Source organism: Bradyrhizobium retamae, from assembly GCF_001440415.1.
Lineage (GTDB): Bacteria > Pseudomonadota > Alphaproteobacteria > Rhizobiales > Xanthobacteraceae > Bradyrhizobium > Bradyrhizobium retamae.
Window position 1 is genome coordinate 50,699 of record NZ_LLYA01000002.1, and the last position, 25,862, is coordinate 76,560.

At 62.0% G+C, this 25,862-nt stretch carries 25 protein-coding genes and 1 tRNA gene; 15 read left to right on the forward strand and 11 right to left on the reverse strand.

The window, feature by feature from the left end:
• Positions 1-21 precede the first annotated feature (21 nt).
• Entirely contained in the window at positions 22-1,518 is a 1,497-nt protein-coding gene (locus tag CQ13_RS02655) for an aldehyde dehydrogenase family protein (RefSeq protein WP_057841487.1), read from the reverse strand.
• 186 nt (positions 1,519-1,704) lie between these two features.
• Between CQ13_RS02655 and CQ13_RS02660 the strand changes: the two genes are divergently transcribed.
• Entirely contained in the window at positions 1,705-2,556 is an 852-nt protein-coding gene (locus CQ13_RS02660; RefSeq protein WP_057841488.1) for an SDR family NAD(P)-dependent oxidoreductase, read from the forward strand.
• 161 nt (positions 2,557-2,717) lie between these two features.
• Here CQ13_RS02660 and CQ13_RS02665 read toward each other — a convergent pair whose 3' ends face one another.
• The 6 genes from CQ13_RS02665 to CQ13_RS02690 all read right to left on the reverse strand — a co-directional run bounded on the left by CQ13_RS02665 (position 2,718) and on the right by CQ13_RS02690 (position 7,010).
• Positions 2,718-2,924 (reverse strand): hypothetical protein, encoded by a 207-nt coding sequence (locus CQ13_RS02665; RefSeq protein WP_028350436.1) that lies wholly within the window; start codon positions 2,922-2,924, stop codon positions 2,718-2,720.
• A gap of 94 nt (positions 2,925-3,018) precedes the next feature.
• Positions 3,019-4,218, reverse strand: coding sequence for a hypothetical protein (locus tag CQ13_RS02670; RefSeq protein WP_057841489.1), 1,200 nt, complete (start codon positions 4,216-4,218; stop codon positions 3,019-3,021).
• 11 nt (positions 4,219-4,229) lie between these two features.
• Positions 4,230-5,270, reverse strand: a complete 1,041-nt coding sequence (locus CQ13_RS02675) for a hypothetical protein (protein ID WP_057841490.1) — start codon at positions 5,268-5,270, stop codon at positions 4,230-4,232.
• Between the two features lie 151 nt (positions 5,271-5,421).
• A complete protein-coding gene (locus tag CQ13_RS02680) occupies positions 5,422-5,790 on the reverse strand; it encodes a hypothetical protein (protein ID WP_057841491.1) in 369 nt (122 codons plus the stop codon).
• Positions 5,791-5,997: 207 nt separating this feature from the next.
• Complete coding sequence (locus CQ13_RS02685) at positions 5,998-6,273, reverse strand: YiaA/YiaB family inner membrane protein (protein ID WP_057841492.1); 276 nt, start codon at positions 6,271-6,273, stop codon at positions 5,998-6,000.
• 41 nt (positions 6,274-6,314) lie between these two features.
• Positions 6,315-7,010: a PspA/IM30 family protein gene (locus tag CQ13_RS02690; RefSeq protein WP_057841493.1), complete on the reverse strand. Its 696-nt coding sequence runs from the start codon at positions 7,008-7,010 to the stop codon at positions 6,315-6,317.
• A 102-nt stretch (positions 7,011-7,112) separates the two neighbouring features.
• Between CQ13_RS02690 and CQ13_RS02695 the strand changes: the two genes are divergently transcribed.
• Positions 7,113-7,751, forward strand: a complete 639-nt coding sequence (locus tag CQ13_RS02695) for a TetR/AcrR family transcriptional regulator (RefSeq protein WP_057841494.1) — start codon at positions 7,113-7,115, stop codon at positions 7,749-7,751.
• A 129-nt stretch (positions 7,752-7,880) separates the two neighbouring features.
• Here CQ13_RS02695 and CQ13_RS02700 read toward each other — a convergent pair whose 3' ends face one another.
• Positions 7,881-8,084, reverse strand: a complete 204-nt coding sequence (locus CQ13_RS02700) for a hypothetical protein (RefSeq protein WP_245308988.1) — start codon at positions 8,082-8,084, stop codon at positions 7,881-7,883.
• Positions 8,085-8,096: 12 nt separating this feature from the next.
• Between CQ13_RS02700 and CQ13_RS02705 the strand changes: the two genes are divergently transcribed.
• From CQ13_RS02705 to CQ13_RS02735, 8 genes are all read left to right on the forward strand, one after another.
• Entirely contained in the window at positions 8,097-9,821 is a 1,725-nt protein-coding gene (locus CQ13_RS02705) for an FAD-dependent oxidoreductase (RefSeq protein ID WP_057841495.1), read from the forward strand.
• A 379-nt stretch (positions 9,822-10,200) separates the two neighbouring features.
• On the forward strand, positions 10,201-10,365 hold the full coding sequence (locus CQ13_RS40380) for a hypothetical protein (RefSeq protein WP_197427222.1): 165 nt from the start codon (positions 10,201-10,203) through the stop codon (positions 10,363-10,365).
• A gap of 3 nt (positions 10,366-10,368) precedes the next feature.
• On the forward strand, positions 10,369-12,321 hold the full coding sequence (locus CQ13_RS02710) for a S8 family peptidase (RefSeq protein WP_057841496.1): 1,953 nt from the start codon (positions 10,369-10,371) through the stop codon (positions 12,319-12,321).
• An 11-nt stretch (positions 12,322-12,332) separates the two neighbouring features.
• Positions 12,333-13,700, forward strand: a complete 1,368-nt coding sequence (locus tag CQ13_RS02715) for an MBL fold metallo-hydrolase (protein WP_057841497.1) — start codon at positions 12,333-12,335, stop codon at positions 13,698-13,700.
• 186 nt (positions 13,701-13,886) lie between these two features.
• The gene (locus CQ13_RS02720; protein WP_057841498.1) at positions 13,887-14,360 is read left to right on the forward strand and encodes a hypothetical protein; all 474 of its coding nucleotides are present in this window, start codon (positions 13,887-13,889) and stop codon (positions 14,358-14,360) included.
• 120 nt (positions 14,361-14,480) lie between these two features.
• A complete protein-coding gene (locus tag CQ13_RS02725; protein WP_082637277.1) occupies positions 14,481-15,989 on the forward strand; it encodes a glucan biosynthesis protein G in 1,509 nt (502 codons plus the stop codon).
• Positions 15,977-18,121 (forward strand): glucans biosynthesis glucosyltransferase MdoH, encoded by a 2,145-nt coding sequence (mdoH, locus tag CQ13_RS02730; RefSeq protein ID WP_057841499.1) that lies wholly within the window; start codon positions 15,977-15,979, stop codon positions 18,119-18,121. The genes CQ13_RS02725 and mdoH overlap by 13 nt, the downstream gene beginning before the upstream one ends.
• A 131-nt stretch (positions 18,122-18,252) precedes the next feature.
• Positions 18,253-20,016 carry an adenylate/guanylate cyclase domain-containing protein gene (locus CQ13_RS02735; protein WP_057841500.1) on the forward strand — a complete coding sequence of 588 codons (1,764 nt, stop codon included), beginning with the start codon at positions 18,253-18,255 and terminating at the stop codon, positions 20,014-20,016.
• A 122-nt stretch (positions 20,017-20,138) separates the two neighbouring features.
• Here CQ13_RS02735 and CQ13_RS02740 read toward each other — a convergent pair.
• Both CQ13_RS02740 and cpdR read right to left on the reverse strand, forming a co-directional pair.
• Positions 20,139-20,213 (reverse strand) — tRNA-Val (locus CQ13_RS02740).
• Between the two features lie 134 nt (positions 20,214-20,347).
• Positions 20,348-20,707 carry a cell cycle two-component system response regulator CpdR gene (gene cpdR, locus CQ13_RS02745; RefSeq protein WP_027539837.1) on the reverse strand — a complete coding sequence of 120 codons (360 nt, stop codon included), beginning with the start codon at positions 20,705-20,707 and terminating at the stop codon, positions 20,348-20,350.
• 318 nt (positions 20,708-21,025) lie between these two features.
• On the opposite strand from cpdR, the gene CQ13_RS02750 reads away from it, so the two are divergent.
• The 4 genes from CQ13_RS02750 to CQ13_RS42420 all read left to right on the forward strand — a co-directional run bounded on the left by CQ13_RS02750 (position 21,026) and on the right by CQ13_RS42420 (position 23,986).
• A complete protein-coding gene (locus CQ13_RS02750; protein ID WP_057841601.1) occupies positions 21,026-21,913 on the forward strand; it encodes an N-formylglutamate amidohydrolase in 888 nt (295 codons plus the stop codon).
• Positions 21,914-22,476: 563 nt separating this feature from the next.
• Entirely contained in the window at positions 22,477-23,256 is a 780-nt protein-coding gene (gene hisN / locus CQ13_RS02755) for a histidinol-phosphatase (protein ID WP_057841501.1), read from the forward strand.
• Between the two features lie 22 nt (positions 23,257-23,278).
• Positions 23,279-23,806, forward strand: a complete 528-nt coding sequence (locus tag CQ13_RS02760; RefSeq protein WP_057841502.1) for an isochorismatase family protein — start codon at positions 23,279-23,281, stop codon at positions 23,804-23,806.
• A 30-nt stretch (positions 23,807-23,836) separates the two neighbouring features.
• Positions 23,837-23,986: a hypothetical protein gene (locus CQ13_RS42420; RefSeq protein WP_156433456.1), complete on the forward strand. Its 150-nt coding sequence runs from the start codon at positions 23,837-23,839 to the stop codon at positions 23,984-23,986.
• A gap of 45 nt (positions 23,987-24,031) precedes the next feature.
• Here CQ13_RS42420 and CQ13_RS02765 read toward each other — a convergent pair whose 3' ends face one another.
• Positions 24,032-24,925, reverse strand: a complete 894-nt coding sequence (locus CQ13_RS02765) for a LysR family transcriptional regulator (RefSeq protein ID WP_057841503.1) — start codon at positions 24,923-24,925, stop codon at positions 24,032-24,034.
• Positions 24,926-25,107: 182 nt separating this feature from the next.
• Between CQ13_RS02765 and CQ13_RS02770 the strand changes: the two genes are divergently transcribed.
• A complete protein-coding gene (locus CQ13_RS02770) occupies positions 25,108-25,860 on the forward strand; it encodes a sulfite exporter TauE/SafE family protein (protein ID WP_057841504.1) in 753 nt (250 codons plus the stop codon).
• Positions 25,861-25,862 lie beyond the last annotated feature (2 nt).

The following is a 25,862-nucleotide window of genomic DNA, read 5'->3' on the forward strand; positions in this document are numbered from 1 at the left end:
CATCCACCGATCTGAAGCGTCTCAGGCCGTCTTGATCCAGACCGCCTTGACGTTGAGATATTCCTCGACGTGCTGCTTGCCGGACTCGCGGCCGTAGCCGCTCATCTTGTAGCCGCCGAACGGCACGGCCGGGTCCATCGCCTGATAGCAGTTCACCCAGACCGAGCCGGCGCGCAGCGCCTTCGCGACCTGGTGCGCCTTGCTGACATTGGTGGTCCAGACGCCGCTGCCCAAGCCGAAGGTGGTGGCATTGGCGCGCTTGACCAGTTCATCGGTATCCTTGAAGGAGATCGCCGAGATCACCGGGCCGAAGATTTCCTCCTGCGCGATCCGCATATTGTCCTGCACGTTGGCGAATACGGTCGGCTGCACGAAGAAACCTTTCGAGAGCGCGCCTTCGGTCAGCCGGCCGCCGCCGGCCACTGCTTTGGCGCCTTCCTTCTGGCCGATGTCCAGGTAACCGGCGACGCGGTCCATCTGCTGCTGCGAGACCAACGGCCCAATCTGCGTGCCCGGATCGAGACCGTTGCCGACCTGCAGCTTCTTGCCGAATTCGGCGACGCGGCCGACGAATTCGTCATAGACGTTCTCTTCTACGAACAGCCGTGTACCCGCGCTGCAGATCTGCCCGGAATTGGCAAACACCGCCATTGCGGCGCCCGGCACCGCCGCGTCAAGATCGGCATCGGCGAACACGATATCGGGCGACTTGCCGCCGAGTTCGAGCGACACGCGCTTGAGGTTGCCGGCGGAGGCGCGGATGATCGACTGTCCCGTGACGTGCGAGCCGGTGAAAGCGACCTTGTCGACGTCGGGATGCGACGCCAGCGCCGCGCCGGCGGTCTCGCCATAGCCGGGCACGACGTTGACGACGCCAGGCGGGACGCCGGCTTCCATGCAGAGCTCGGCGAGCCGCAGCGAGGTCAGCGGCGCTTCCTCGGCGGGCTTCAACACGACGGTGCAGCCGGTTGCGATCGCGGGACCGATCTTCCAGACGGTCGCGGCGAGCGGGCCGTTCCAGGGGATGATCGCCCCGACAACCCCGACCGGCTCCTTCAACGTGTAAGAAAAGATATCGCCGGGCAACGAGTTCTCGATGGTCTCGCCGTGCAACGCCGTAGCCTGCCCGGCGTAATAGCGGAGCATGCCGAGCACGCGCAGCTTGTTGCCACGGGTGCGGCTGATCGGCGCGCCCATGTCCATCGTATCGAGCTGCGACAGCTCCTCGAAATTTTTCTCGACGAGATCGGCGAGCTTCAGCAACAGCCCTTGCCGCTCATACGGCTTGATCTTGCTCCAGGGTCCCTCGAAGGCGCGGCGGGCCGCCGCCACGGCGCGGTTGATGTCCTCCGCGTCACCTTCGGCGACGGTCGCGAGCAATTCGCCGGTCGCCGGATTGTGGGTCTCGAACTGTTTGCCGGAGGCGGCGTCGACCCACTGGCCGTCGATCAGCATTCTCTTGTAGGAACCATCCGCGTAAGGATGGCGCGTGATCGGAATCGCCTGCGTGACTGCCATGTTTACACTCCCTTGAAGTCGGTTGGTCGCCGCTATGCTTGCGGATCTAATAACCGTGGCATGAACCGTAATGCGGCCGAAGGATTGCGGAAAGCAGCCGATGCGAAGACCTCCCATGCCCGTTCGTACATGGTAGTCTAAGGCGTCGGCCTGCGAATACATACCTCAACTGTCCGGAGAATGACGATGCCCCATCCCGCGATGTCGCCAAATCATGTTGCCGTGATCACCGGGGGCGCCTCCGGCATCGGGCTCGCCGCCGCGATGCGTTTTGCCGGCTTCGGCATGAAGGTGTGCATCGCCGACATCGGCGCCGAGCGCCTCGCCGTGGCCGCGGCCAGACTGGCAGCCGTCGCCAAAGGCGGCGCGGCCGACATCATGACGGCATCGGTCGACGTCAGCCGCTTCGATGAGGTTACGGGCCTGGAAGCCGCGGTGCAAAAGCGGTTCGGCGGCACCGACATCCTGATGAACAATGCCGGCATTGGCCCCGACAGCAACAGTTTTGGTCCGCTGGAGAACTGGCAGCGCATTCTCGCGGTGAACCTGTGGGGCGTCATTCACGGCACGCAAGCTTTCGTACCTCACATGGTCGAACGCGGGCGGCCCGGCCTCGTGATCAACACCGGCTCCAAGCAAGGCATCACGACGCCGCCCGGCAATCCCGCCTACAACGTCTCGAAGGCCGGCATCAAAGCGCAGACGGAAGCGCTGCAGCACGAACTGCGGAACCTGCCGGGCTGCAAGATCAGCGCGCATCTGATGATCCCCGGCCACGTCTTCACTCCCCTGACCGCGCGCGGCCGCACCGAGAAGCCGCCCGGCGCCTGGACGCCGGAGCAAACGATCGATTTCATGATCGAACGCATCGACGCCGGCGACTTCTACATCCTCTGTCCGGACAACGACGTACCGCGACAACTCGACGAGCGGCGCATGTCGTGGGCGATCGGCGATATCGTGGAGAACCGCCCCGCACTGTCGCGCTGGCATCCGGATTACGCGGAGGCGTTCGCCAGATTTGTGAAGGGGGAATAGGCAGCCGTCATACCCCGCGATGCGGGGTATCCAGTACGCTGCGGCCTCTCGATTCTATCGCTGGTGTGTCTCTGGGATACCGAATTGCCCGCCGCAGCCTGTCATCGGGCGCGCATTCGCGCGACCCGTTGGCGGGCAATGACAGCTTTGGCTATTTATGCTTACAGCGTTACCTGCTTGTCGCCGCATTGCTTGCAGACGTATTTGACGCGGGTCGCGCCCTTTTCGGCCTGGACGCGGTTCGGCGCGCCGCATTTTCCGCACACCGCCTCTATCCTGGTGTTGCCCTGCTTGATGACGAGGGCCTTCTTTTCCATCGTCTCGCGGATCAGCCGCTCTGCCTCTTCACGCATCGCTTGCTTCGACATCGGCCTGCCCCGTCATGAACTCGCTACGGCGGCGGTCTTATCACAGTCACAACACGTTTCGTAAGCCGGGCGTGAAAAATCGTGGGATTGAATATCACGTCGCCTCCGGCGTCAGCGCTAGCAGGCGCCGCAGCAGTGCAAGCGCGGTTTCCGTGGCCGGATCGGCCGAAATTACGGGAACTGCCAGTGTGATGACGTCGACCGGATCGTGCGATAGCACGATGAGGTGCGTCGCGCTGTTGGCCGCCAGCAGCGATACCACGCGTTCGACGGCCGGATCGGACGATGTCAGGCCCCACGGCGCATCCGGCCGGCGCAGTACACGCCGGGTCGAGAGAAAATGGCGCAGCAGTTGCGGATCGAAGCTCGAGAGTTCGCTCTCCCGATAACGCCGGGCGCTCTCGAAGATCGGATGACGCGCGAGTTCCGCGATCAGCGCGTCGCGCGTTCTGGCTGGCGAGGCCGCGACGGAGTTGAGGACACCGGGCACCTGGGATTCGAAGTGGGCGCGCAGCGCGTCCACCATCAACCCGATGGTGAGAACGCCCGCGATCGCTATCGCACAGAATCGCATGACCTGCGCCGCATCGGCATCCGGCGCGACAAACGCCGCGGCAATACCGAGAAGGGCCGAACTCGACAGCCGCAATGCCGTCATGATCAACGCCTGATGCTGCGTCTCTGCGCCGCGTTCTGCGATCAATATCGCGGTAACGACGAGCAATGCTCCCAATGCCCCGAGCCTGACCGGGATATCCGGAAACAGCACCCTGAAATCGGTAACGATGAAGGGAATGACCAGGATGGCGCCGACGGCGAGACGGCTAACGATGCGATTCTCTGATACCATCAGCGTGGCGCGGTCGCGCGTCGCCAGCAACCAGGCGCAAATGGCGAAGCCGCCAAGCTGAAACAACGCGAGCAGGATGGCGGCGGGCATCGCGAGGGTTTCCAACCCGGCAGCGCCGGCGAGACCGAGCGCGATACCGCCGCTCAGAAGCGCGATCTTGGCCGGGCGCGGGGCATGACGCCGCAGGATACCTTCGGTAACGATCAATGAGCCGAGCGGGATCAGCGCGGCCGGAATTGCCGACAGGTTGTTGAGCCCCGCGCTGCCGCTCCACCACGCGGTGCCCCGCACCAGGAACAGCAGCGCGATAATGCCAAGCGCGACCAGAAGACGCCGCGTCAGCGGGCCCTTGGGATCGCGCCGGTGCAGCGTGATCATAGCGACGCCAAGCCCGATCGCGCCGCAGAGATTGACGATGGAATCGGCGATCATGCCAGATGTCATTTCACCTGGTGTCATCGGCCGTTCCCTCGCCAAGGCCGCAAGCTGCCGAACGGACGCGTGTCGTCGAGCCAGTAAACCACCGGCAGTATCAGCCGCTGCAACGCCAGCACGGCGGAGGCCGCGAGCAGCGCCGGCAATGAACCGGCCGGCACATCGCGCTGGACGTAGCGGCGGGCACCGGCGAGATCGATGCGGCCGAGCTGAAGGACGTCGTCGCCCCTGGCATAATCGAGCTCACGCGCGCACCAGGCGTTATATTGCTCGTCGCGATGTTTGGGTGCGGCTTCGAACGTTTTCTTCAGCGCTTCCGATCCGCCGGTGTAGGCATTGGTGATGACAAAACGCGCCTCGTCAAACCCGGCATCCTCACCCACGCCGAACACGGCGCGATGACGGGACATGATGCCGCGTGCCAATTGCAGATGCGCAAAGCTCTGGCGTGAGTCCGGATGGGGCGCCGGAAAGACATCCGAAAAGGTCTGGCTGACCATGCCGACCACCGACGGCACCTGGGTGACGTTCGAGATCCATTTCGGACGCAGTCCGTCACGGACAAAGAGAACGAGCGCCGTCAGGCCGTACAGCACCCAGGAGAGCCCTTGCCCCCGCTCATCGGGATCGACCATGACCAGGCCGAGATGCGTGACCTCCACCGGCTCGCCGTCGAGCTCGACCTTCATGACCGACAGCGCATTGAAGGCAATCGGCCGGCCCGTTGCTTCCTCTGAGATCAGCGTGACGACGGCGCGCGACAGCCGTTCGCGCTCGCCAGAGAATATTCCGTAAGTGAGGCCCTCCTTCGGCAGGGTCTTGGCCGCCACGACGCGCAGTTGAGAGACCAACTCGTCGAGTTCGGCTTCGGAAAGCGACAGGCCGGGGGCCTCGACGATTCGCGTGACCAGCCCGGTATGGGTGCGCAGGGTGAGATCGATGGTGGGCTGGCGCAGTGCCTTCAGCCAAAAGAGACCATATCCGCCCAGACGCGCAGCGGCGGAGCGCACTTGCCCCAAGGCGTGACGGATCGCCGAATTGTCGCTCCAGACAGACGCCATGCCGCTTTCCCACTTGGGGGCGGATTTGTGCGCCGGGCCGGTTAAGGAGCCATGAGCGCGACATGTTGCAATTGCCGCAGGGTAAACGATGCATTGAACGGCGGCATCAAATAATTCGTGATAGGGAACGGCGGCGCGGATGCTGGCTAGGTCAAGCCTTCCTGCGACGCCAATAGTACGTGAGCAACGAGCACGCACCTGTATTGATTGCCCCGATGACTGCGATCGGAATCAGCGTGTGCAGCGGCGGTGTCATCTGGCCTCCCAGTTGGGCTGCCAAGAAAAGGACGAGACCGACGGCAACGGCCGCCCCGACGATCGCGGTCAAAGGCACCCTCAAGGAAACAGGCACAACCCAAGCCAGAACTCCGTCAACGGGGCCGGTGATCGCACATACAACCAGACTGAACAAAAACGCTATCGGGACGCCGTAAAGGTCGGGCGCGTATCCCCGGATCGCAATGGCCACCACTGAAAAGCCTATGAGCACTCCGAGGACGGGACCCAGCAACACGAACACGAGCGCTCTTCGCAGCGAAGTCGGAAGCCGACGGCCATCATCGTTTTCAGGAGAAGGCACGGACATTCCCTTTCAGTTTTGCTTTGCCTGGTATTGAGTTGCTGCTTCTGGTGAGGGCGGCGAAGGCGGACGAGCGAACGGCAGATGCCGAAACATCCGCCGTCAGCCCTCGCCAGCACCGCGCCACAGGTTACGCAGTCTTGCAACTCAAGCAGCCTTGGAAACTTCCATCAGCAACCGCTCGGCCTTGGCGTCCTCGATGCGGTTCACCAGCTTGCCGCTCTCGTGCATGTCGCGCACGGTCTTGGTCAGGGTGACACAGGACTGCACCAGCATGACGATGCCCATCGCGAGATAGCCCTTGATCCAGAGATCGAGCGGCAGGAAGAACACGCCGACGGCAACCATGAAGGCCGAGGCGGCAAACGAAACATAGGTAAAGGTAACCCAGGCACCGCTGTGGGGTTGGACGTTCTGGTTCATGATAGTCTCCTGTTGGTATGGCTTAATCGATCAAATTCAGTTCAGGCAGCTTGCGTGCGTTTGGCGTTCAGCCGCGCGAGCACATCATCCGCGGTTGATTTCAGCCGTGGCCCAAAGCCCTGTTCGGCCAGTTTCTCGGCGGTCGCCTGCGGTCCGGTGGCGGCATCGAGTTCGACCAAGGCGTCCGCAGCGGACTGGGCCTCGATCTGTCGTTCGCGCAGACGCTTCAGGGTGTTCTCCGCTTCCGGCAGCGTGGATTCGTAGGGACGCGCGGCCTCGATACCGCCCCGGCGCAGCGCACGAACCGCCTCCGACGCGCGGGCGATGCGACGGCCGCGATCGAGTTCGGTGATCCGCGCCTCAGCGCTGGCGACCTGGCGCTTCATGCGAGTGATCTCGGAGGCGAACAGCGTTCGCGCGGTCATCGCGGCATCACGGTCGGCCTCGAGATTGGCGATTGCCTGCGCCGCTTCGCGCGCGAGATCTTCCCTTCCGCCGTCGAGCGCAGCGGTGGCGCGAACTTCAAGATCGGCGATCCGGGCGTTGGTGGCGTCGAGACGGCGGCCTTCCTGCTGGTCGCCTGCAATCGCCAGCGCCAGCGATCGCTTGGAGCGCTCCACTGCCGCGGCCGCATCGCGCATCTGCTGGTCGAGAATGAGCAGCGCCGCGCGGTCTTCCAGTTCTTCACCCGCGACAGCCACGCTGCCCCGGAAAAGCGTCAAAACAGTTTTGAACATTGGTGGCTCCCTGTGTTATGAGCATTGCTCACGAAACTGTCGTAGCAGCACTTTGAGCGATGCTCAAGATTTATTTTGAGCGGCGCTCAAGATTGGTGAAAGATGTCTAAAGCACTGGAAAGACGAGCCAAACTTCGGGAATCCCTCATCGAAGCGGCTGAGCGACGGATTGCCGCAGGCGGTCTGGCGGGCCTGAAAACACGCGATCTGGCGCGGGACATCAGCATCGCCAACGGCGCGGTCTACAATCTCGTCGAAGACGTCGACGAACTGATCCTGCGGGTCGGATCGCGGACGCTAGGGCGGTTGGACGCCGCACTCACGGCCGCCGAAGCCGATGGCTCCGCCTCGCCTCGCGAGACGCTGGTCCGCATCGCAGTCGCCTATTGCGATTTCGCCGCGGAAAATCTCGAGCTGTGGCGCGCGCTGTTCGAGCACCGCATGGCGCCGGGCAAGCCGGTGCCGGACTGGGCCATCAGCGAACAGATGAATCTATTCCGCCACATCTATCAGCCGCTGGCCGAACTCTTTCCGAAGCGCACGCCGGACGAACTCGGCGTGACCGCACGCAGTCTGTTCTCCGCCGTGCACGGCATGGTGCTGCTCGGCCTCGAACAGAAGCTGATCGCGGTGCCGGTCGAGGCGTTGCGCAAGGAGATTGCGACCATCGTCGGCGCGATGGTCGATGGGCTGACACCTCCCGTCGTCCCGGGCAAGCGAAGCGCGACCCGGAATCCATAACCACCGATGTCAGAGCTCTGGCGCGATGAGGCCACAGCTCGGTCCATCGCCGGCAGCGGTGGCTATAGGTCCCGGCTCAAGGCCGGGACGACGTGGTGGGAGTTATGCCTGCGAACCGTGGTAGGCAATCTACGTCTCGATGATGACGTAGCTTTCCTCGACATGCATCGGAAAGGTCTCGGCCACATACGACCCTTTCTGTAATTCCCCGCCGCTTTCGACCGCGACCGGATAGGAGCGCACCTTCACCCGCTTCGGGTCGAACCAGGAACGCCGCGCGATTGACAGGCCAATCCATCCCCATCCAAATGTCCGTTCAAAGAATGGAAACACGAGGCGGATCGCGTGGCTGGCAACGAACAAGAGAATTACGAATGCGACACGCTGGTGGTGGGCTCCGGCTGTGCCGGGATGTCGGCAGCGGTCACCGCGGGGCATCACGGGCTCAACGTTCTCATCGTCGAAAAGGAGCCGCGCTTCGGCGGCACTACTGCCCGTTCCGGCGGCTGGCTATGGATTCCCGGCACTTCGCTGGCGAAAGCGTGGGGCATCGAGGAAAGCCCGGAGCAGGCGCGGACCTATCTGCGCCACGAGGCCGGCAACAGTTTTGATGCCGCGCGCGTCGAGGCGTTTCTTTCCGCCGGTCCCGAGGCGGTGGACTTTTTCACCAGCAAGACGGCCGTCCAGTTCGACATGCCCTTGACCTTTCCGGATTACCACGCGGAAGCCCCCGGCGGCGCGCAGGGCGGTCGCTCGATGGTGACGCGGCCGTTCGACGGTCGCGAACTGGGCGGGCATATCAAGGATCTCGGCAATCCCCTCCCCGAACTCACCGTGTTCGGCATGATGCTGGGCTCCGGCAAGGAGATCATCCACTTCATGCGGGCGACCAAATCGCTGACTTCGGCGGTCTACGTCGCAAAACGCCTGTCGAAGCATTTGATGGACGTGATGCGCCACGGCCGCGGCATGACCTTGACCAACGGCAATGCGCTGGCCGGGCGTCTGGCGAAATCAGCGTTCGACCTGAAAATTCCGCTGTGGCTGTCCTCGCCCGTGCACGAACTGATCGTCGAGGATGGCGCGGTGCGCGGCGCGATCGTCGAGCGTCATGGCAAGCTGGTGCGCATCATCGCCAGGCGCGGCGTGGTGCTCGCCTGCGGCGGCTTTCCGCATGATGCGGCGAGGCGCAAGACGATGTTTGCGCACGCGCCCACCGGCGCCGAGCATTTTTCGCCGGGTCCTGTCGGCAACACCGGCGACGGATTGCGGCTGGCGGAGACCGCCGGCGGCCGCATCGAGGATACGTTGCCGAACGCGGCTGCCTGGGTGCCGGTCTCAATCACCGAGCGCAAGGACGGCTCCAAGGGCGTGATGCCGCATTTCATCGACCGCGCGAAACCGGGCGTCATTGCGGTGATGCGCGACGGCAGGCGCTTTGCCAATGAAGGCAATTCGTATCATGACTTCGTGCAGGCGATGGTGAAGGCTGCAAAGCCCGGCGAGGAGATCACCGCGTTCCTGCTGTGCGATCACCGCGCGCTGCGAAAATACGGCCTCGGCTGCGTGCCGCCGTTTCCGATGCCGCTGCGCCACCATCTCGCCACCGGCTACCTCAAGCGCGGCGCAACGCTGGCTGAACTGGCTGATAGAACCGGCATCGATCGACAGGGGCTCGAGGCGACGGTCGCCGAGTTCAACGCCTCGGCCGCGGAGGGGCGCGATCCCGCGTTTGGCAAGGGATCGCGCGCCTATAACCGCTACCAGGGCGATGCGCTGCACGGGCCGAACCCCTGCGTCGCGCCGATCAAGGACGGACCGTATTATGCGATCAAGCTGGTGGTCGGCGATCTCGGCACCTATGCCGGCATCAAGACCGATGCGCATGCCCGCGCGCTCGACGAACACGGCCAGCCGATCACCGGCCTCTACGCCGCCGGCAACGACATGGCGAGCATCATGGGCGGCAACTATCCCGGCGCCGGTATCACGCTGGGCCCCGCGCTGACGTTTGGATACATCGCGGGCAAGCACCTCGCGGCGGATGCTCCCGAGACTGCCACGCGATGAACGGCCCTGCCGGCGGAGGTCTGATGAGAAAGGCACAGCGACAATCGAACGCCCCCCGCGGCGGCAGAGCTGCAGCACACGTCGGACGCGCCGGCTCCATGTGTCGGCAAAAAAATCCGGACGAATGTGTGCGACACCACATTGACAACCAACATTTCATGGCGCTCAATTAAAAGAATTATTCTTTATAGATACAACCGCGCACCATTTCAGTTAGTAGTGGGGCAGGCAGTCCATGCTCCTTCCGCGTACACACAGCCATGCGGTCTCATCCGGCAAGCGATCGGGCATGCGCGCGCGGAATTCCGCGCCATGTTGCCCGCTTTGTGATGCAGCCGACGCACCGTTGAACCGCAGTGCATGGCAGGCGGACCCGACCATGCGGCTCGCTGAAACGCCCACCCGGTTGCAAGCTGTGGACGATCAATTGCAGGAGCGATTGATCAACTGGGGCTATGCAGTATGCGATGCCGCGATCCGGAAACATTTCCAGTCTGCGTTGCCAACACCTGCCGAATTTCCCTTTCCAGCATCAAAGGTCTGAGCCATGACGGTGCTCATTCCAAGAACCTTGGCCGAATACATCCTGCTTGGACCGACCGGTGATCGCCGTCAACTGCAGGACTCGCCGATTTTGGGCGATGTCTGGATTGCATATGCGAGCGAGGCTGGACCGCAGGAGCTGCTCATCACAACGTACAAGACGAATACAGCAGGCCTCGTCGCAAACTGGATCGATGACGAAGTCGATCACGATCGACTAGCGCATGACGCGAGTGGTCGCGAGCCCCGAAAAATTGCCTATCTGCAGGGTGTAATCGCCGCACGGCTGTACTTCGACGAGGTGCTGCGCGTCATCGTACCCACGACGAATTGGTGGAGCAGCGCGCGCATTCAAAGCGATATGGCGGTCTATCTGCAGCCCGCAAGCGGCAGTCAACGCATCAACGCCGTTCTGGACACAGTTCAGGAAATGGCGGCACACTGGAGCGATCCCAAGACAATCAAGAGATCGCCCGGAATGCTGACGGCACTCGATCGCTACGCCGCGCTCGCCGGCATTATTCTCTGGGCGGCCCAAACCACCACGATTGCTCCTGATGCAAAACAACTGGCTGCCGCGATCAAGGTGGGAAAAGGCGAAATTGCGCGCCTGCTGACCGATTTGTTCTCCGAAATTCTTGATCGCCAAGAACAGAACGACGCAAACCGGCGCAAGCAATGGAAAGATTCGCTCGTCTATCAGGTTTCACTCAATCGGCGCGCCGATATGGCCGTCGCTCGATCCGTACCTTCAGTCAAGGCGGACGCCGCCCGCCTGCTCTTCACGGTCAATTGCGCAGAGATCGCGTGGGCCGTCATCGACTCCGGGATTCAGGGCGATCACCCATGCTTCAAGGATGCGACCGGGAAGCAATCCAGGGTCGTTGCCAGTTTCGATTTCAGCAACTTTCGCAAAATCGTCAACCTCGACAACCTCAGGATCTTCAACGAAGACGAAGATCCGGAAATACAGGAGGACAAGCTCAAGCAGCTTCTGCCGGACGGGCACAAAATGCCCGAAGGGCAGAAACTGAAGCAGGCCGGCGCCAAGCTGATCTCGAACCTCGTTCAATTGTCTAGGGATGTACGGGCGCAACGCCCGATTCATTGGGAGTTGGTCGAACCGTTCATCGAAATCAAAATCGACACGCGCCCCTCGGTAAGCGATCACGGCACGCACGTCGCCGGCATCATTGGCGCCAGGGCACCTCAAAAGCGAACCAAGGCCATTGCGGAAGACGACAGGATCGACGGGATGTGTCCTGATATCCAACTGTACGACTTCAGGGTCCTTTCACGAAACAGCGACGAGAAAGATACCGAATTCGCGATTATCGCCGCCTTGCAGTACATCAGGCATCTGAACGAGCGCCACGACTATATTTCAATTCACGGCGCAAACCTCAGTCTTTCGATCAAGCACGATGTGCGGAATTACGCCTGCGGCCGAACGCCGATTTGCGAGGAGTGCGAGCATCTGGTCGAAAGTGGCGTGGTAGTGGTCGCGGCCGCCGGAAACTACGGATTTCAGAGCTTTACGACTACCGATGGTGCGTTCGAAAGCTATGCCGCGTTCAGCATCACCGATCCCGGAAATGCGGACGGCGTGATTACGGTCGGATCGACGCATCGATCGCTGCCGCATACCTACGGTGTCAGCTTTTTCTCGAGCCGCGGTCCGACCGGGGATGGAAGGTTGAAGCCCGATCTGGTCGCGCCGGGCGAGCGTATCCATGGTCCGTTCCGGGACGGCTGGGGCGACCTCGACGGAACGAGCATGGCCGCTCCGCATGTCAGCGGCGCTGCGGCGATGCTGATGGCGCGATATCCGGAATTCATCAAGCAGCCGCGCAAGATCAAGAAGATATTGTGCGAAACCGCGACCGACCTCGGCCGCGAGCGCAGCTTCCAGGGCAGCGGGCTGCTGGATGTGCTCAGGGCTTTTCAGAGTATTTGAGGAGGCTCCCCATGATTTTCAGTCTGGACGTCCGGCGGGCACGCAAGGGCGATTGCCTGCTGCTGCACTTCGGCACCAAGCAGGAGCCCGGGCTCATCATGATCGACGGCGGACCCAGGTCCGTCTATTCACCGCATCTCAAGCCGAGGTTGATGAAAATCCGCAACGCGCGCAAGATCAAGAAGAGTGATCCGCTACCGATCGACGTGCTGATGGTCAGTCATGTGGACGACGATCATATCCAGGGAATTCTGGATTTCACCAAGGAAGAAATCGCCAATGTGGAGGCGCACAAGCCGCGTCTGCTGAATGTGTTCAGCCTGTGGCACAACAGCTTTGACGATATTATCGGCGGTCAGCCAGCGGAATTGACGGCGAAGGTGAACGCGACATTCAAGACGGAGGCCAGCACCGGAGCGGTCGAGCTGTCCGACGAAAAGGTCGGAAGCGTGGAAGATATCTTCATCGGCCAGAATCCCGGAGGCAATGACGCCGCGGACGCGGAAGTAGTTGGAAGTTCCCTGAAAGTACTCGCCAGCATCGCGCAGGGCTTTCGGCTGAGGAAGGACGCCGATCGGCTCGGCTATGGGCGCAACACCGAGTTCGGGGGGAAGCTCATCGCCGCGCCACAAGGCAAGGCGCCGACTAGGATAGCCAACTCGCTGGACGTCACCGTCATCGGCCCCATGCTTGAAGAGATTCAGGCGCTGCACAAAGACCATCAGAAATGGCTTGAGAATCTCAAGAAGCAAGGAAAGACGCCCGAAGAGGCTCTCGCGGCCTATGTCGACAAATCCGTTCCCAATCTGTCGAGCATTGTAGTGCTCGTGGAGGTAGACAAGAAGCGAATGTTGCTGACCGGGGATGCGAGGGGCGACAAGGTTCTCAAAGGGCTGCAACTAGCGGGCAAGCTCGACAAGGATAACGGCACAAAGATCGAAGTCGATCTTCTCAAGGTGCCGCATCACGGAAGTTCCAATAATCTCGACAAGGATTTCTTCGAGCGCATCATCGCGAAGCATTATGTGTTCTCGGGCGACGGCGAACACGGAAATCCCGAACGCGAAAGCCTCGAGATGCTGCTGAAGGCGCGCAAGGATGGCAATTTCCAGATACACCTAACGTATCCGTTGAAGGAAATAGACCGGCTGCGCGAAGAGGACTGGAACAAGGAACGCAACAAGCAGATCGCGCGCACGAAGAAGAGCGGAAAAGGTACGGTGCGCGAGAAATGGTCGGCGCAAGATCACGGTCTGCTGGCGCTTTTCGATGCCAATCCACAATTCAAGAAGAAACTCAGGATTGTCGACGAAAAGAAGCCGCATATTATCGATCTAGGCGATCCGCTAGCGGCTTCCTGGCCGGCGCTGGCCAATTGATCCGCCCACCACGGCCCGAGTGATGAAGCTAGCGGCTAACACCGTTCCGCTTCGCCGGTGTCAGAACCCGAGGTTTGGCCACACAACGAAACGGCATATCGCAGGCGAGATTTGCACCAGCCGGCGATGCGGTGGAACGAACGTTTACCGATTGGATTGTGTTTTGATCCAACCGGAGATCGTTCCATGCGCGCGCAGCTCCTCACCGCCGCCCTCGCCCTCGCCGCAATCTTTGCTCCCGCCCTTACCTTCGCCGGCGAGACCGAGTGGCGGCGATACGTGATCGCGAGCACCGGGAGCAGCGTCGACATGCCGGTCTCGATCTTCAGCGTCGACGCCGGACCGCCGGAAGGCGGCACAGGACGGCGCTTCTTCACCGACGACCGCCGCGCCGACCTGACGGTTCAGTCCGTTCCCAATCCCGGCAACGATTCGCCCGCCACGTTCCTGGCCAAGATGCGGCCGCCTGCCGGCATCATCTATAAGCGGATCACGTCTGATTTCTTCGTCGTGTCCAGCATTCGCAAGGACCGGGTCTGGTACAACCGCTGCAATCGCGGCAACGGCACCCTGAACTGCGTCATGATCAATTATCCCGTCTCCGAAAAACGCCAGTGGGACAACGTGGTCACGCGGATAAGCCATACGCTGCGAAGCTAGCGTGCTCGTGACCGGATCGTAGGCAGTCGGGAAAAAACAGCAGTTCTATTCCGGCGCGGGGAACCGTCCGATATGCACTGCGTTGCCGATGGTCCGCATCAGTAACCGCGAGGTTGTTTCGTGAATCGCAGGGATTTCCTCGCTGTTTCCGTATTACCATTGGCAACCGGCATAGCGCCCGGGCTTTTGCCCGCCGCCCATGCCCAGCCTGCGCCGTTCGATCGATCCATCGTCCGGCAAACGGCGCGCGACCTCGCAAGCAAAGCCTACAAGGCGCCAAGCGAGAAGCTGCCCGACAATCTCGCAAATCTCGATTACGACCGGTATCGGGCGATCCGGTTCTTGCCGGACCGCGCGTTGTGGCGCGGCGAAAAATTGCCGTTCGAGGTGCAGTTTTTCCATCGCGGATTTTTCTACAAGAACCGAGTCGACATCTTCGAGGTGAAGGACGGCCAGGCGGCACCCATCGCCTACCGGCCCGACCTGTTTTCATTCGGCGAGCTGGCGCCGCCCGGCCCGGCCGTCGATCTCGGCTTTGCCGGCTTTCGGCTTCATGCGCCGATCAACAAGCCCGACTATTATGACGAGGTTTGCGTCTTTCTCGGCGCAAGCTATTTCCGCGCCGTTGCCAAGGGACAATTGTACGGTCTTTCGGCGCGGGGGCTCGCCATCAACACTGGCGAAGCCAAGGGCGAAGAATTTCCGTTCTTCAAGACGTTCTGGATCGAGAAGCCGGCGCCGGGAGCCAACTCCATCGTTGTGCACGCGTTGCTCGACAGCGAGAGTGCCGCCGCCGCCTATCGTTTCACCATCCGCCCCGGCGACACCACCGTGTTCGACGTCGAAATGGCGATCTATCCGCGCGTCGATCTGCAACAAGCCGGCCTCGCGCCGATGACCAGCATGTTCTTCTTTGGACCGAACGACCGCAAGGACGTCGACGACTTCCGTCCGTCTGTGCATGATTCAGACGGCCTGGCAATTTTCAACGGCCGCGGCGAGGAGCTTTGGCGGCCGCTGCACAACCCGCGCGACCTTCAGGTCTCTTCGTTTGCCGATATCAACCCGCGCGGCTTCGGTCTCATGCAGCGTCAGAAGGATTTCGCCGCCTACCAGGACCTGGAATCGAATTTCGAGCGCCGGCCAAGCCTGTGGGCGGAGCCGATCGGCAATTGGGGTGAAGGCGAGGTGAAGCTGCTTGAAATCCCGACCAAGGAAGAGATTCACGACAACATCGCATTGTTCTGGCGCCCCAAAGCGGCGTTGCCGGCCAAGGGCGAACACACCTACACCTATCGTTTGCACTGGGGGCCGGATACTCCAAAGCCAGCCCCCCTGGCACGATTTTCCCGGACTGGGATCGGCACACGAGGCGACAACGCTACGCTCTTCGTGCTCGACGTGACCGGCGAGCGGTTGAAATCCGTCGATCCGAAAAACTTACGCGGTGTCGTGACGGCCGAGAAGGCGAAGATTCAGAACATCGTTACCCAGCCAAACCCGGCGACAGGCGGCTGGCGATTGAGCTTCGAGTTGTTGAAGGAAAAGACCCCAGTCGAACTCCGCGCATCGCTCATGCAGAACGAGGAGGCGGTATCGGAAGTCTGGGTTTATCGATGGACACCTTGACGAAGGCCGGCGGCTCGCCCGGAAGGCGGGATATCCCGCCGACCAGTTTCCTTCCTCCGGAATCGCCGACGGATATGACGGTGCAGGCGTTGCGGCGGTTCGAGCCGCCGCCAGCGCCCGATTTTGCGCCGATGTGGATCCGGCGCGCCTTCGTTCTGACCGGCACCGCGATCCTGACCGCGGCAGGCTGTTATGAGATGTACCGGGTGCTCCGGGTCGGGGGTGTCACGGTCCTGGAGTCGATCATCCTTGCGCTGTTCGTGCTGCTGTTTGCATGGATCGCCTTCTCCTTCATGTCGGCGCTTAGCGGTTTCTTCGTGCTGCTGATGAGAAGGAAGGATGAGCTCGGCATCGACGCCAGCGCGCCTCTGCCCACGATACATAGCCGCACCGCGATGCTGCTGCCGACATATAATGAGGACCCCTATCGCGTGCTGGCGAGATTGCGCGCGATCTACGAATCCGTCGAGCAGACCGGACACGGCGCGCAGTTCGACTGGTTCGTGCTGAGCGACACCACCGATACCGCGATCTGGATCGCCGAGGAAAAATGTTTTCTCAAGCTTCGGCAGGACGTCGGCTGCGCCGCAACAATCTTCTATCGCCACCGCCCTGAGAACACCGCGCGCAAGTCGGGCAATATCGAGGAATGGGTCAGGCGGTTCGGCTCCAAATATGAATGCATGCTGATCCTGGACGCCGACAGCTTGATGACAGGCGACAGCATCGTTCGGCTCGTTGCCGCGATGGAGGCGCATCCGAGGGTCGCACTGATTCAGACGCTACCGGTCATCGTCAATGCAAGATCGCTGTTCGCGCGCTGGCAGCAATTCGCAGGCCGCCTGTACGGTCCGATGCTGGCCGCGGGGATCGCCTGGTGGCATGGCTCGGAAGGCAATTACTGGGGCCACAACGCCATCATTCGCGTCCGCGCCTTTGCGCAACATGCAGGCCTACCCGAACTCAGCGGACGCAAGCCGTTCGGCGGGCATATCATGAGCCATGACTTCATCGAGGCGGCGCTGATGCGACGCGGCGGCTGGGCCATCCACATGGCGCCGACCCTCCGCGGCAGTTACGAGGAATCTCCGCCCACGCTTTCAGATTTTGCCGCGCGTGACCGTCGCTGGTGCCAGGGCAATCTGCAGCATCTGGCGCTGCTGCCGACCCGCGGCTTTCACTGGGTCTCGCGGCTTCATCTGCTGACGGGGATCGGGTCATATCTCACCGCGCCGCTCTGGCTGATCTTTCTTGTTTTCGGAATCCTGGTCTCGTTGCAAGCGCAGTTCGTACGGCCCGAATATTTTCCGAAAGGATACTCGTTGTTTCCGCAATGGCCGGCGCAGGATCCGGTCCTGGCAGCATGGGTATTTGCAGGCACGATGGGAATGCTGATCGTGCCGAAGCTGCTGGCCTTCATCGTGCTCCTTGCCGATCGCGACACGCGCAGGAAGTTCGGCGGCGGCCTGCTGGTGCTTGGCGGCATCGGAGCCGAGACAATCCTTTCCGGTTTGACCGCGCCTGTCATGATGATCTTCCAGTCGTCCGCTGTCGGCGAAATCCTGTTCGGGCGCGACGCAGGATGGCAGGTTCAGCGCCGGGATGATGGCGCGGTCGCGCAACGCGACATCGTCAGCACCTATTCAGTGCCGACATTGATTGGCATCGCCATGGCCATCAGCGCCTACGCCGTCTCGCTGTCGTTGCTGCTGTGGATGACGCCGGTGATCCTCGGTCTATTGCTCTCCATTCCGATCGCGATGCTGTCGTCGTCACCGGGTGCAAACCGCAGGTCCGGTTTGTTCAGGACCCCCGAGCAGACGGCGCCGCCGCCGGTGCTGGCACGCGCCAATGAGTTGGCTAGCGCGCCGCATTCGTCGCTCCCCTGCCCGCTGCGCGAGTTGCTCGACGATGCTCGCCTGCTCGAAGCACACCTGAACAACCTCTCCGGACAAAGGCCGCGGAAGCGCGGCGACGTCGATCCGCATCTCGCGATCGCGCGCGCGAAGATCGAAGATGCCGAAACGTTCGAGGAGGCGGCGGGGTTTCTGAGCCCGCGCGAGAAGTTCGCGGTGCTCAATGCGCCGGCGGTTCTTACAGGCTTGTTGGCGTTGCCCGATCATCGAGCGTGAGACGAACTCCTTCGAAATTTTACCTCATCATTGCAATCTAGAGTGGGTGATCGATTGGGATGAGGCTGGCGGCCATCCAGTCTTGGCCGGCACGGCAAATCTGTTAGACTGCCTGCCAGCGAGGCGAGAAAATGGAAACGCCTGGACCCGAGCGAAGGCTCGCAGCAATCCTTGCCGCCGACATGGTCGGTTTTAGCCGGCTGATGGAGGTCGACGAGGCAGGGACACTCGCACGCCTGAAGACCCATCGGCTTGAACTCATTGATCCGGCCATCGCCAAGAATCGCGGTCGCATTATCAAGACTACCGGCGATGGCCTGCTGGTCGAGTTCCAGAGTGTTGCCGACGCAGTGCTGTGCGCCGCCGAAGTCCAGCGCAGGATGATGCGGCGCAATGCCGACGTGTCGCCTGCGCGGTGGATTCAGTTCCGCATCGGCATCAATCTGGGCGACGTCATCATCGAGGAAAACGACATTTTTGGCGACGGCGTCAATGTCGCGGCGCGGCTCGAGATGCTCGCCGAGCCGGGCGGCATCTGCGTCTCGGGGGCGGTGCGCGATCAAGTCGGTGATCGGCTGGACGAGATCGCATTTGAGGATCTCGGCGAGCAGAGCGTCAAGAATATCAGCCGGCCGATCCACGTCTTTCGGGTGCGACTTGAGCCAGCAACCACAGCGACCGAGAGTGGCAAGGATAGCTCGGCGGCGACGTCCGTTACCAGAAAGCCGTCCATCGCTGTGCTTCCGCTGGTTAACATGAGCGGTGATCCGGAGCAGGAATTCTTTGCCGACGGCCTCACCGAGGACATTATCACCGAACTGTCGCGCTTCCGCGACCTTCTCGTCATCTCGCGGAACTCGACCTTCGTGCATAAGGGCAAAGCCGTAAAGGTGCAGGAGGTCGCACGCGAACTCGGCGTGGAATATGTCCTGGAGGGCAGCGTACGCAAGGCTGGCGATCGCGTCCGTGTCACCGTGCAGTTGATCGACGCGCAAACCGACCGGCATGTCTGGGCCGAACGCTATGACCGGAAGCTCGAGGATATCTTCGCCATCCAGGATGAGGTGACCGGGGCGATCGTTGCCACGCTTCCCGGCCGCGTCGAGGCCGCCACGCAGGAACGGGCGAACCGCAAGCGGCCGGACAACATGGCGGCCTATGAATGCGTGCTCGCCGCCAAAGTCCTGCACCACCGCTCACGGCGTGAAGACAATGCGCAGGCCCAGATCCTGCTCGACCGCGCCATCGCACTCGATCCGAATTATGCTCACGCCCACGCCTGGAAGGCGTGCGTGCTGGGCCAGACCTGGGTCTACGGATGGTGCGAAGATCGCGACGCCACCTTCCAGCAGGTGGCTGACGAGTTGCAGATCGCGCTGGCGCTCGATGACAATGACAGCGACGTTCACCGCATCCTGGCCGCGGTGAACCTGACGCGAGACGATCATGACAGAGCGGTCTACCATCAGGAGCGGGCACTCGCACTCAATCCCAACTACGATATCGTCGTGGTGCAGCAGGGCGAGCTTCTGACATGGCTGGGGCGTCCGGAAGAAGGGATCGACTGGATCAGGAAGGCAATGCGCCTCAACCCGTTCCACCCCGAGCGCTTCTGGAGCCATCTCGGTCGCGCGTATTATTGCGCGGAGAAATTTGCCGAAGCCGCAGAGGCGTTCGCGCGGATCACGCGGCCCGACTTCACCCATCACGCCTTCCTCGCCGCCACCTTCGCGCAGATGGGCGACGCCGTTGCGGCCGGCGCGCATGCCGCAGAGGTTATCAAGCTCGAGCCTGGCTTCTCGGTGACCGCCTATCTGGCCACCCAGCACTACAAACAGGAGGCCGATCGGGCGCGTCACGAGGCGGGCCTGCTCAAGGCGGGGTTACCGGCGTGAGTTTGCGACTAGCGGTCCGTCTTCGCTTTCACTTTGTTCAAGGTTCAAGCTGCGCCGGACACGCCTCGACCTGACGGCCTCCGCGTGGCTTGCCGAGCCGTGGCTGCGAAGCAAGCGAAGGCTGGTGGGCGCGACAGGGATCGAACCTGTGACCCCTACCATGTCAAGGTAGTGCTCTCCCGCTGAGCTACGCGCCCCGGAATGGGATGACCTGTCATCCCGCTCCAGCTTTATTCGTATTGGGTGGGGTCCGTATATCGGCTCCAAAGCGCCCCGGCAAGGATGCTCGGGACTAATTTCTGGTGCCTTTGCGAACGAAATAGCCGCCGAATCAGGCCGCCAGCATCTTGTTCACTTCGCTGACCAGTTCGCGGAGGTGAACCGGCTTGGCCAGCACCTTGGCGTTCTTGGGCGCCTCCGAATCGGAATTCAGGGCGACCGCGGCAAAGCCGGTGATGAACATGATTTTGATGTCGGGGTCGAGTTCCGAGGCGCGGCGCGCCAGCTCGATGCCGTCCATTTCGGGCATCACGATATCGGTCAGTAGCATCTCGAACGGCTCCTCGCGCAGCCGCTGATAGGCCGACATGCCGTTGTCGTGGGGCGAGACCTGAAACCCGGCGTTTTCCAGCGCCTTGACCAGGAAACGTCGCATGTCGTTGTCGTCTTCGGCGAGGAGTATCTTGTGCATGGCGGTCAGTCGTTGAACCTGGCTTGGAGGATCATTGCGCCCACTAAGCCCGACAGAGGGTAAATTTCGGGTGAAAGGTAACGGCTTCTGGCGGCAGCGGGCGGCGCAATTTGTGTAGCGGCGCGCATCAGGATCGATCAAGGCGGCGCTTTTCAGGCGTTTACGACACCTTCCAGGAGAACCGTGGCTTTTTTCGCTTGGCAGAATGATTACGATTACGGACAATGCATCCTTACAATACCCGCCCTTCCGGCAGAATCGGTCGCATGACCGGCCGGCCGAAGGGAAATGCGGACATTCAAGGGACGGCGCCCGACGATGACCCAGTTTGATGGCGAACTGTCGCCTCCCTTCGAGATCGTGGAGCCGCAGCGCTGGCGGGCACCGATCATCTTCAACTCACCCCACTCGGGCTCCGTCTACCCGTCCGAATTCCTCAACGCCTCCCGGATCGACCTCGCCACGCTGCGCCGGTCCGAGGATTCGTTCATGGACGAATTGATCGGCGGTCTGAGCGACCAGGGCTTTCCGACGGTGCGGGTCAATTTCCCCCGCTCCTATGTCGACGTGAACCGCGAGCCCTATGAACTCGATCCGCGGATGTTCACTGGCCGTCTGCCAAGCTTTGCCAATACCCGCTCGATGCGGGTGGCCGGCGGCCTCGGCACCATCCCGCGCGTAGTCGGCGACGGGCAGGAAATCTATCGCGAGCGGCTTTCCGTCGATGACGCGCTGGGGCGGATCGAGGCGCTCTACAAGCCGTACCACCGCGCGTTGCGGCGGCTGATCAACAAGGCCCATCAGGCGTTCGGGACCGTGATTCTGGTCGATTGTCACTCGATGCCGTCGGTCGGCGTGTCCAGAGAGGAGCCACGGCGGCCCGATATCGTGATCGGCGATCGCTACGGCACCAGTTGCGCGAGCCTTTTGCCCGATGTCGTCGAGCACATCATGAACGGGCTCGGCTATTCGATCGGCCGCAACAAGCCCTATGCCGGTGGCTTCATTACCGAGCACTACGGCAACCCTGCGAGCGGCCTGCATACCGTGCAGCTCGAACTCAACCGCGCGATCTACATGGATGAGCGGCGCAGGGAGCGCAGCCCGCGCTTTGCCCAGGTGGTCACTGATTTCGCGATGCTGGCGGACGCGCTGGCACAGGTGCCGCTCGGCGACCTCGGCCCGTTCCAGGCGGCGGCGGAGTGACGCTTCGTCATTCCGGGGCCCGCAAAGCGTGAACTATGGTGCGCAATTGCGCACCTGAGAATCTCGAGAGTCCGGATCGCCGCTACGCGACGTCCGGAATGACGTGCACCCAGAAAGAAAAAAGGGCCGCTTGAATGAACAAGCGGCCCAAGTCTAGGGAGGAAACGCCCAAGGAGGGCAGCGATAGCGCGAGGCGCTACCGCACCGCAACAATATGCGACCGCGCTGCACAAAAGGCAAGTGTTTTCGGATCTCTTTCGGTGCAAACCGGGTCAGTCCGGCGCATCGGCAACACCGACGGGCATTGCGTTTTACTCCAGTTACATCAAAGACTTATGGAAATGACCGCGTCAGTTCCGTGCTTACTGCAGTGCTGGTATGCCAAAACTCGCGACTTCGTGATGGCCGGGCTAACCAAAAATCCACGCCTGAAACGAAGCCTTTCCGAAAGCGATTCGAAAGTCTGTTCGCAATACAATGGGAATAACGTGCCGTTAGCGATGCGCGGCAGCCCGGATTGGGCTAGGCAAGAGACGGCATTTCTAATGCGGTAAGGGACAGCCGTGACGGTCATCGATTTTACAGCGTTTATCGGGCGCCTTGCTACCGCTTCGGGCGAGACCATCCTGCCGTTCTTCCGAACCTCACTCTCGATCGACAACAAGAGCGCCAACGATTTCGATCCGGTCACCGAAGCCGACCGCGCCGCCGAGGCGGTCATGCGCCGCCTGATCAAGGCCAATTTCCCCCAGCACGGCATCGTCGGCGAGGAATTCGGCAACGAGCGCGAGGATGCCGACTATGTCTGGGTGCTCGATCCGATCGACGGCACCAAATCCTTCATCGCGGGATTTCCGATCTGGGGCACCCTGATCGCGCTGCTGCACAAGGGCACGCCGGTGTTCGGCATGATGCACCAGCCCTATATCGGCGAGCGCTTTTCCGGCGATAGCGGCTCGGCGCATTATTCCGGGCCGTCGGGCGAGCGCCGGCTGACGGTGCGCCGCTGCGCATCGCTGAAGGAGGCGACCTCCTTCACCACCAGTCCGCTGCTGATGAACGCCGCCGACCGCGAGATCTTCGGCCGGGTCGAACATGCAGTGAAGCTGTCGCGCTATGGCGGCGACTGCTATTCCTACTGCATGCTGGCGGCCGGCCATCTCGACCTCGTGGTCGAGACCGAACTCAAGCCCTATGACATCGCGGCATTGATCCCGATCGTCACCGGAGCCGGCGGTGTCGTCACCAATTGGGAGGGCGGACCCGCCCAGCGCGGCGGCCGCATCGTCGCCGCCGGCGATGCCCGGGTCCACGAGGCCACGCTGAAGTTGCTGAATGGCTAGGAGCACAGGACCCTAGAGCCCGATGGACGCATTGATCGTTGTCGATATGCAGGTCGGGCTTCTCAATGGGAAACCGAAGCACGATCTGAGCGGCATCATCGAGCGCATCAACCGGCTCGCCGCCAGCATCCGCGAACGTTCAGGCCTGGTGATCTTCGTACAGCATTGCAGTGGCGCGGAAGACGATTTCGTGCCGGGCACGTCGGGCTGGGCGCTTCTGCCGGAGTTGAATCGCGCGGCTGCCGACATCGTCATTCGCAAGACCCTGAACGATCCCTTCGCCGAGACCGATCTCGCCGCGCGCCTGAAGGAAATCGCGCCCGACCGGATCCTCATCACGGGGTGGGCAACCGATCTTTGCGTCGATGCAACGGTCCGATCGGCCGTTTCGAACCATTACGACGTTGTGGTGGTGACCGACGGCCACACTGTGAACGACCGGCCCCATCTCGACGCGGCGAGCGTCATTCGTCACCACAACTGGGTCTGGAGCCACTTGATCACGCAGCGATCAGTCAGGCTCGCACGTACGGACGAACTGCTGCTTTGATCCACCCTGAACCGCGTCGCCAACGAGGCGATGAACGATCCGCAGGTGAAGCAGAAGCTTGCAGATCAAGGCCTGACGGTCGCCGGCAACACGCCGGGGCATTTTCGCGACTACATCGGAACCGAGGCCCAAAGGTGGGCGCGCGTCATCAAGGCTGCCGGCCTCGCCACCGGCAAGTAACGCCGGGCTTCCCCAGACCGTCAGCATTCGCGCTCCCTCGCATGTTCAACGTGGCGCAGATTTGCGCAAGTGCTCGGCTAATTGCTGCGCGGGCTTGGGCAGCGCCCGAAAGCTCCGCGCGCAGATCACGAGCCGCCGGTTGGCCCAGGAGTCCCGGATCCTGATGACATTGATCTTCATCGACCGCGCGCATCGCTTTGCCGCGACTTCAGGCATCAGGCCAATCCCGATGCCGGCGGCGACCATCTGGCCAATCGCATCGAAACTGTTCAGCCGCGCACGAAAGCGCAGCCGCGCGCCGAGACGCGCCGCGTGTCCGCTGACATGGGCGTGCAGCGCGATCGAACTGATCAAGCCGACGAAATCGCGCTCCACTATTTCGGCGAAATCGACCTGCCGCCGATTAGCCAGTTCGTCGTTCCGCGCGGCAACCAGCACCAGCCGATCCTCGCTGAACGGCATCCGCTCGATATTGTCTGCAAGCGCGTGTTCGGCGGCAAGCCCGAGATCGGCGGCACCGATGACAATGGCGCGTGCAATGTCGCTGCTTTCGCGTTCCTCGACGTCGATCGAAATGTGAGGATGTGCGGCCAGAAAGGCAGCCAACGTCTTCGGCAGATATTCCGAAAGCCCCGACGTGTTGGCGACGAAACGGACGGTGGCTTTCATACCGCGGGCAAAGTCGGCGAGATCGCCACGCATGGTCTCGATGTTGTGGAGCACGATCCTGGCATGGTCGAGCAGGCTTTCGCCGGCCGGCGTCAACTCGACGCCGCGGCGGCCGCGCCTCAGCAGCAAAACACCGAGCGCCTCTTCCAGCCCCTTGATCCGCTCACTCGCCGACGCCAACGCGAGATGGACCCGGTGCGCGCCATTGGTGATGCTGCGGGTCTCGGCGACCGCGATGAAGAGCTGAAGATCGACCAGGTCGAAACGCATGGGGATTCCTTGTAGAGCTGTCATTGCGAGCGAAGCAATCCACTTCTCCGCACGCGGAAGCATGGATTGCTTCGTCGCTATCGCTCCTCGCAACGACGGGCCAGACAGCATTCGCTTTTCCCGAAGGCTGTCTCCGTAATCTCCAGATTGTGCCTGATACGCCGATAGGTCAATGTCCGCCCATGTTCGATTCCATGCTCATTCTCATCGCCGCGGCCTTCCTGCTGGCCGGTTTCATCAAGGGCGTGATCGGGCTCGGCCTGCCGACGGTCTCGATGGGCCTGCTCGCGGTGACGATGCCGCCGGCGCAGGCGATTGCGATCGTGATCGTGCCGGCGATCGTCACCAACATCTGGCAAACCTTCGGCGGCCCGTATTTGCGCGACATCATGCGGCGGCTGTGGCCGCTGATGGCCGGCACCGTCGCCGGCATCTGGCTGAACGCAGGACTTTTGACCGGCCCCTACGCGCCCTATGGCACCGTCGTTCTCGGCACGCTGCTGGTGATCTACGCGATTCTCGGTCTCAGCAAGCTCCACTTCAAGGTCGCACGCCGCGACGAGAAATGGATCGGCGGCATCGTCGGCCTGATCACCGGCGTGGTGTCGGCCGCGACCGGCGTTCAGGTGATCCCGTCGATGCCTTATATGCAGGCGATCGGGATGGAGAAGGACGAGCTGGTGCAGGCGCTCGGCGTGTTCTTTACCGTCGCCACGGTGGCGCTCGCCTTCAATCTCACCACCGCGGGCTTGCTGACCGCGGCAACCGCGCTGCCCGGCGCAGTCGCGATGGTGGCGTCGTTTGCCGGCATGTTCATTGGACAGGCGGTGCGGAATCGCATGCAGCCGGACGTGTTCCGCCGCTGGTTCCTGATCGCGATGATCTTGCTCGGCCTCTATCTCGCCGGCAGCGCCTTCGTGAAAATCCACGGCTGAAG

Excerpts from the sequence above, each read along its gene's own strand:
- CQ13_RS02720 (WP_057841498.1), top strand. The coding sequence starts at position 13,887 with ATGCGCGCGCAGCTCCTCACCGCCGCCCTCGCCCTCGCCGCAATCTTT.
- CQ13_RS02675 (WP_057841490.1), bottom strand. The coding sequence starts at position 5,270 with ATGGCGTCTGTCTGGAGCGACAATTCGGCGATCCGTCACGCCTTGGGG.
- CQ13_RS02655 (WP_057841487.1), bottom strand. The coding sequence starts at position 1,518 with ATGGCAGTCACGCAGGCGATTCCGATCACGCGCCATCCTTACGCGGAT.
- CQ13_RS02695 (WP_057841494.1), top strand. The coding sequence starts at position 7,113 with ATGTCTAAAGCACTGGAAAGACGAGCCAAACTTCGGGAATCCCTCATC.
- CQ13_RS42420 (WP_156433456.1), top strand. The coding sequence starts at position 23,837 with ATGAACGATCCGCAGGTGAAGCAGAAGCTTGCAGATCAAGGCCTGACG.
- CQ13_RS02715 (WP_057841497.1), top strand. The coding sequence starts at position 12,333 with ATGATTTTCAGTCTGGACGTCCGGCGGGCACGCAAGGGCGATTGCCTG.
- mdoH (WP_057841499.1), top strand. The coding sequence starts at position 15,977 with ATGGACACCTTGACGAAGGCCGGCGGCTCGCCCGGAAGGCGGGATATC.
- cpdR (WP_027539837.1), bottom strand. The coding sequence starts at position 20,707 with ATGCACAAGATACTCCTCGCCGAAGACGACAACGACATGCGACGTTTC.
- CQ13_RS40380 (WP_197427222.1), top strand. The coding sequence starts at position 10,201 with ATGCGGCTCGCTGAAACGCCCACCCGGTTGCAAGCTGTGGACGATCAA.
- CQ13_RS02735 (WP_057841500.1), top strand. The coding sequence starts at position 18,253 with ATGGAAACGCCTGGACCCGAGCGAAGGCTCGCAGCAATCCTTGCCGCC.
- CQ13_RS02660 (WP_057841488.1), top strand. The coding sequence starts at position 1,705 with ATGCCCCATCCCGCGATGTCGCCAAATCATGTTGCCGTGATCACCGGG.
- CQ13_RS02750 (WP_057841601.1), top strand. The coding sequence starts at position 21,026 with ATGACCCAGTTTGATGGCGAACTGTCGCCTCCCTTCGAGATCGTGGAG.
- CQ13_RS02670 (WP_057841489.1), bottom strand. The coding sequence starts at position 4,218 with ATGACATCTGGCATGATCGCCGATTCCATCGTCAATCTCTGCGGCGCG.
- CQ13_RS02765 (WP_057841503.1), bottom strand. The coding sequence starts at position 24,925 with ATGCGTTTCGACCTGGTCGATCTTCAGCTCTTCATCGCGGTCGCCGAG.
- CQ13_RS02770 (WP_057841504.1), top strand. The coding sequence starts at position 25,108 with ATGTTCGATTCCATGCTCATTCTCATCGCCGCGGCCTTCCTGCTGGCC.
- CQ13_RS02665 (WP_028350436.1), bottom strand. The coding sequence starts at position 2,924 with ATGTCGAAGCAAGCGATGCGTGAAGAGGCAGAGCGGCTGATCCGCGAG.
- CQ13_RS02710 (WP_057841496.1), top strand. The coding sequence starts at position 10,369 with ATGACGGTGCTCATTCCAAGAACCTTGGCCGAATACATCCTGCTTGGA.
- CQ13_RS02760 (WP_057841502.1), top strand. The coding sequence starts at position 23,279 with ATGGACGCATTGATCGTTGTCGATATGCAGGTCGGGCTTCTCAATGGG.
- CQ13_RS02685 (WP_057841492.1), bottom strand. The coding sequence starts at position 6,273 with ATGAACCAGAACGTCCAACCCCACAGCGGTGCCTGGGTTACCTTTACC.
- CQ13_RS02690 (WP_057841493.1), bottom strand. The coding sequence starts at position 7,010 with ATGTTCAAAACTGTTTTGACGCTTTTCCGGGGCAGCGTGGCTGTCGCG.